This window comes from Rhizomicrobium sp. (assembly GCF_056722145.1).
Map to the genome: position 1 here is coordinate 1 of NZ_JBWZET010000272.1, position 6027 is coordinate 6027.

Genomic DNA, 6027 nt, shown 5'->3' on the forward strand with positions numbered 1-6027 from the left:
GGCCCCGTAGCGACTGGGCGCAGCCCTTGCCCACGTCGCCGAAGCCGAACACCACGGCCACCTTGCCGGCGATCATCACGTCGGTGGCCCGGAAGATGCCGTCCACCAGGGAATGACGGCAGCCGTAGAGGTTGTCGAACTTCGACTTGGTGACGCTGTCATTGACGTTGATTGCCGGGAACGGGAGCTTGCCGTCCTTGGCGATCTGGTAAAGGCGGTGGACGCCGGTGGTGGTTTCCTCGGAGACGCCCTTGATGTGGGCGACGGACATGGTGAGGTAGCCCGGCTTCTTCTTGAGGAACGCGGTCAGCGCGCGGCAGAACTCGATCTCCTCGGCGTTCGAGGGTTCGAACAGCGGTTCGCCGGCCTCGACGCGGGCGCCCCACAGCGCGAACATGGTGGCGTCGCCACCGTCGTCGAGGATCATGTTGGCGGTGTGGTCGCCCCAGTCGAAGATGCTGCCGACATAGTCCCAGTAGTCGGCGAGGCTTTCACCCTTGACCGCGAACACCGGGATGCCCGCGGCGGCGATGGCGGCGGCGGCGTGGTCCTGCGTCGAGAAGATGTTGCAGGTGGCCCAGCGGACCTCGGCACCAAGCGCAACCAGCGTCTCGATCAGCACCGCCGTCTGAATCGTCATGTGCAGCGAGCCGGTGACGCGGGCGCCCTTCAGCGGCTGCGACGCGCCGAATTCCTCACGCAGCGCCATCAGGCCGGGCATCTCGGTTTCGGCGATGCGGATCTCGGCGCGGCCGAACTCTGCGAGGCCGATATCGGCGATGACGTAGTCTCGATCAGCAACAGTGGCCACGGGGCGTTCACTCCAATTGGAGCACCCCGACCGGTTCGGTTGGGGCGCGGTATGCACCGGCCCCTAGCCGTTAACGGGCTCCGAATCAAATATAAAGATTTCTTTATATGATTGGCGTGTCAGTGATCTGCAGCATAGGCGATCTGGGGGCTGTCGCCGTGGAGCAGCTCGTCTGCCGCCGCCAGCAGCGGCGCTTCGCCTTGCGCTTCGGCAAGCATGCGCGTGGCCTGCTTGAGCTCATGGCAGCCGAGCCACGGATGGCCATTGCCATAGGCATTGGCCATCGTGGTGCTGATGCGGTCGAGTTCGCGATCGGCCCCGCGCGGACCGAAGCGCGCGACGAGATCGCTGCGCAGCGTTCTGGTTGCGGCGTTGAGCTCGGCCATGTGGCCGGCTTCGAATGCCTGGAAATCGGCCTGGAAGTTGTCTTCGCCGGTGCGGCAGCGCAATCCGGTGACCATCAGCATGATATCGAGGCGGCGCAGCTTTTCGGCTTCGGGAAAGCCGGTTTCGTGAGCGCCTGCGGGCATGGCCCAGGTCAGTGATGTGGCAGCAACGAGGGTCGCAACCCGTAGCAGCGTGTTCATGTGCAGTCTCCCTGGCGCGATTTACCGGATCGCGCCAGGAGACGCTCTCACGCCGCCGTTAGGCAGGGATTGCGGGTTCTCGTTACCTGAAATTAACCATCGAATGCCGCGGAGCCTCTGGCGCGGCGGCGTCCGGGCGGCTACGGATCGGGGCAGCGGACGCCAGATGCCGCGCGACTTCAAAAAAACCAAGCAAGGAGAAAGACATGTCCATTTCCGTTGGCGACAAGCTGCCCGACGTGAAGCTGAGCAAGGCGACCGAGAACGGCCCCGAAGGCGTGGCCGCAGGCGAATATTTTGCCGGCAAGAAAGTTGTGCTGTTCTCGGTTCCCGGCGCCTTCACGCCGACCTGTTCGGCCAAGCACCTGCCGGGCTACGTGCAGAACGCCGCCGCGCTGAAGGCCAAGGGCGTCGACGAGATCGTCTGCACCGCCGTCAACGACGGCTTCGTGATGGGCGCCTGGGGCAAGGCTGCGGGCTCGCCCGAGATCACCATGCTGGGCGACGGCACCGGCGCGTTCGCCGAGGCGCTGGGGCTGACGCTGGACCTTTCGGGCGCCGGCATCGGCAAGCGCGGGCAGCGCTTCGCGATGGTGGTGAACGACGGCACCGTGGAGCAATTGTTCGTCGAGGCACCGGGCGAGTTCAAGGTGAGCGCCGCCGAACACGTGCTCGAGAACCTGTAACCGGAATGTGGGGGCAACTGGCGATCAAGGCGCTCGTTTCGGGAGCTTTGATCGCCGTGTCTTCCGAAATCGCCCGGCGCAGTCCGGGTTGGGGCGGGCTGGTGGCGGCCTTGCCGTTGACCAGCCTGCTGGCGCTGGCCTGGCTGTGGCGCGACACGCACGACCCGGCGCGCGCGGCAGACTTCATCGCGGGAACGGCGCTTTACGTCGCGGCAGCACTGCCCGCGTTCGCGCTGATCGCGCTCCTTCTGCGGCGGGGCACGGGGGTCGGCCTCAGCATTGCTGCTGGAGCGGTGCTAGCAGTGGCGGGGACTTATGCGATGATCTTTGCCGGTCGGCGTTGGGGCTGGCCGGTTTGAACAGCCGTCAGTACCCCATCAGCCCAAGCACTTCCTTGCGGCTGCGCGGGTCGTCGAGGAAGCAGCCCATCAGCCGGCTGGTGATCATGCCGACGCCGGGGGTACGGACGCCGCGGCCGGTCATGCAGCCGTGCTGCGCCTCGATGACGACGGCGACGCCGTGGGGCTTGAGGTTGTCCCAGATGCACTGGGCGACTTCTGCCGTAAGACGCTCCTGGATCTGCAGGCGCCGCGCATAGGCGTGCAGCACGCGCGCGAGCTTGGAGATGCCGACCACACGATTGCGCGGCATGTAGGCGATGGCGGCCTTGCCGGTGATCGGCGCCATGTGGTGTTCGCAGTGCGACTGGAACGGGATGTCCTTGAGCAGCACGACTTCGTCATAGCCCCCGACTTCCTCGAACTGGCGCGAAAGGTGGTGCGCCGGATCCTCGCCATAGCCCTGGCAGTACTCGCGCCAGGCGCGGGCGACCCGCTTGGGGGTATCGAGCAGGCCTTCGCGCGCCGGATCGTCACCCGACCAGCGGATCAGCGTGCGGATCGCTTCCTGGACATGTTCGGGCACGGCGACTTTGCCGTCTTCCCCCACGGTTTCGGCGTATTCGTCGTGATCGTCATGTCCGCATCCGGCCATCGTCGCATTCTCCTTCAGCTCGGCCTCCGCAGCAGCCCGCCGCGTCGGAACAGTCCACGTCGCCGCGCCATCGGCTCGAAGATCTCCTCGGGCCTTTCGGCGTCGAGCAGCGCGGTATCGGCAATCGCTTTCTCCGCATCGGTCAACGGGCGCAAGGCAAAAGGTTCCAGATACTTGCCCATTCGCGGCAGTGATTCGATCAGTTCGGCCATGCCCATGCCTTTGGCGAGGCAGGCGGAAACGGCAGCTTCGTCGTGCCCGGTATGCTCTGCCAGCAGGCGGTGGCGGAGCGACGTGATCGCAGGCACGATGTGGCCGTTGCCGGGACGGGCGGCATCCATGTAGACGTCGCATTCGCTGTCGAGACCCATCGAGCGGTTGTTCATGTTGGCCGAACCAATGCGCAGAATCTCGTCGTCGACGATCATCAGCTTGGCGTGGACGTAAATCGGCGTGCCGCCGGCGGTGCGCGGAATGAACACCTTGAATCGGTCGGAACCGTCATACCCTTCAAGGGCATGCAAAAGGCGAACCCGGGCGGTATCCATCGCCTGCTGCTGTAGCCAGCCATCGGCATTGAGCGGATTGATCAGCACGATCTCGGGCGGATCCGGCGCGTGCAGTCGCGCGGCGATCGCTTCGGCTATGCGACGGGAGGCGAAGTACTGGCTTTCGGCGTAGATGAAGCGGCGCGCGCGCGCGATATGCTCGACAAACAGTGCCTCGATCTCGCGCACCTCGCTGAAATTGCGCCAGGCAGCGCGGGTTCGGGCGATACCGAGCTCGACGTCGGCGAATTCGGCGCGCAAGCGAACAGGCCAGGCGGTTTCGGTCTGGGGCGCGCAAGGCGGAATGACCTCACCCCCCGATTGCCGCCAGCGCAGGCGACCCAACTCGCCCAATGACGCAGCCGCGGCACCCTCCACCAGCATCGAAACGTCGTGCCATGGCTGGTAGAGCCGGGTGCCATAGGGGCGGCGGCGGCGCGGATCGTCATCGATGTGCTGCGGTGTGTCCCAGCGATCCGACGTCATGTCGATGCCGCCGCAGGCCGCGAAATTGTCGTCGATCACCACCAGCTTCTGGTGGTGGCTGCAACCCAGCGGGTGCGCAGCATCGAAGCGGAAATCGATGCCGTCGGCCCACCACCAGCGTACCAGGTCGAGGATCATGGTCCCGCGGAACACGAATTTCAGCGCGCCGAAGTTCCACTTCAGCACCTTGATCCGCAAGGCGGGCCGCCGCTTGCACAGCCAGATCACGAACGCCCCCAGCCGCGCCGGAAACCGCGAGCGAAGCGGCAGGTTCCACCAGCGCCGGCCACCACCGAGACGGATGCGCGTGTCGAAATCCCAACCGACCATCATGATCCGCTGCCGTGCGCGCAGCATGGCATCCTGCATCAGATCGAAATAGGCGGCAGCATCGATGACGACATGGGCGCGGGTGGCGCGAGCATAGCGCCATGTAGTCTTGGCTACTCCGCGATCCGGATTTTCGGTCGGTTCGTCGGCCGATTGCGGCGTATTTTCGGGCGAGATGGTCATGCGCTCCAGATTTCACCCCTTGCCCGAGGGCAAATCTGGCGAAGAACGCGAAAAACGCAAGATGGAGAAGAAACTGCCCGCCTCGCAGTCCCGCGGAGCATCGCGCCTGGCGCATTGCCTCGTGGAAACAACGCATGGCCAAGGCGCCTCTGTTGCTCAAATGCGGCGGGACCATGGTCACTTGCGAAACATATAGATCGAGTGGTTGCTCAACCACTTGCGACCGCCTGCTCGGATGATTGCCAAACGAAAGCGACCCGGCTGCCAACCGCAACCGGGCCGTTTTCATATGGCCTTTAGCCAGTGCTATGCAGCTTGGCGCACAACATCCCAGCTAGCGACCCATCGCGCCTTGATCCATGCCGGTCCGTGAAACGTCATCCGCTTCACGGACCGGGCACAGTCGCTTTAGCTCACACCGCTTCGGCGTGCTTCTTGAACATCGCGTTGACGTCGCCTGAGGTAATCGCGCGCTGCTTGTTGCTCTGGCCTTCCGGCGCGGCACCACCAGCCGACTTGACCGTGGTATCGACCCCGTTGGCTGCCGCCTTGGCGCGCAGGGCCTTCACGGTCAGTTGGTCCTTGGGAATCTTGCCGAACATGTCGAAGCGATAGAGCTTCATCGCATTGAGGTGGGTGACCTTGTCGATCAGCTCGTCCGAAAGCTGGCTGACCGAGCGCCACAGCACCTCGGGTGCATCCGGCCACGGCGCGTCGGAATGCGGGTAATCGACTTCGTAGCAGACGCGATCCTCACCGACGAGGTCGAGGTTGCGGCAGCCATAGGCATCGTCGATGAAGCACGAATAGAAGTGCTCGGCGAAGACCTGCGAGGGCTTCTTGCCCTTGAGGTAGGATTGCGAGTGCGTCCACGCCGTATGCTGCATGTTCGCATAGTCGGCGCGTTCCAGCAGGTAAGGAATCCAGCCGATGCCCGATTCCGACATCGCGATCTTGAGCGGATAGCGGTGCAGCGCCTCAAGATGGAGCCAGTCGGCCAGGCCGATCGAAACCGACATCGGCATCGTCGTGATCCACGCCTCGATCGGCGATTCGTCCGAGGCATGCGGTGAGGCATTGCCGGCGCCGATGTGGAGGTTGATGGTCATGTCGGTGTCGGCGATGGCCTTCCACATCGGTTCCCAATGCGAATTGTGGACCGACGGCAGGCCGCGCTTGGTGGGGTTCTCGTTGAACGAGACCGAGGTGGCGCCCATCTTGGCCAAACGGTGGATTTCCGTGACGGTGGCGTCGATATCCCAGGCGGGCAGGATGCCGTTCATGATGAAGCGGCCGGGGTGGGCCTGGCACCATTCGTACCAGTGATAGTCGTTGTAGCCCTGGACGTGCTGGGCGGCATAGGTCTTGTCGGGGGCGTTGACGAACATCAGGCCATCGAGGCC

The 6027-nt window shown here is 64.4% G+C and carries 7 protein-coding genes; 2 read left to right on the forward strand and 5 right to left on the reverse strand.

Annotated features, from left to right (window positions below; all coding sequences use genetic code 11):
* Positions 1–811 (reverse strand): adenosylhomocysteinase (locus tag AC1P6P_RS14275; RefSeq protein WP_481403112.1); only part of this gene is annotated, 811 nt, incomplete at its 3' end.
* Between the two features lie 119 nt (positions 812–930).
* Positions 931–1398: an S-adenosyl-L-homocysteine hydrolase gene (locus AC1P6P_RS14280; protein WP_481403113.1), complete on the reverse strand. Its 468-nt coding sequence runs from the start codon at positions 1396–1398 to the stop codon at positions 931–933.
* 206 nt (positions 1399–1604) lie between these two features.
* Between AC1P6P_RS14280 and AC1P6P_RS14285 the strand changes: the two genes are divergently transcribed.
* Both AC1P6P_RS14285 and AC1P6P_RS14290 read left to right on the forward strand, forming a co-directional pair.
* Positions 1605–2084 (forward strand): redoxin family protein, encoded by a 480-nt coding sequence (locus AC1P6P_RS14285; protein ID WP_481403114.1) that lies wholly within the window; start codon positions 1605–1607, stop codon positions 2082–2084.
* A gap of 5 nt (positions 2085–2089) precedes the next feature.
* Positions 2090–2443, forward strand: a complete 354-nt coding sequence (locus tag AC1P6P_RS14290) for a DUF3147 family protein (RefSeq protein WP_481403115.1) — start codon at positions 2090–2092, stop codon at positions 2441–2443.
* A gap of 7 nt (positions 2444–2450) precedes the next feature.
* Here AC1P6P_RS14290 and folE read toward each other — a convergent pair whose 3' ends face one another.
* From folE to AC1P6P_RS14305, 3 genes are all read right to left on the reverse strand, one after another.
* Positions 2451–3077 carry a GTP cyclohydrolase I FolE gene (gene folE / locus AC1P6P_RS14295; protein ID WP_481403116.1) on the reverse strand — a complete coding sequence of 209 codons (627 nt, stop codon included), beginning with the start codon at positions 3075–3077 and terminating at the stop codon, positions 2451–2453.
* A gap of 14 nt (positions 3078–3091) precedes the next feature.
* Entirely contained in the window at positions 3092–4624 is a 1533-nt protein-coding gene (locus tag AC1P6P_RS14300) for a phospholipase D-like domain-containing protein (protein ID WP_481403117.1), read from the reverse strand.
* Between the two features lie 413 nt (positions 4625–5037).
* A partial coding sequence (locus tag AC1P6P_RS14305; protein ID WP_481403118.1) for an amidohydrolase family protein occupies positions 5038–6027 on the reverse strand: 990 nt, incomplete at its 5' end.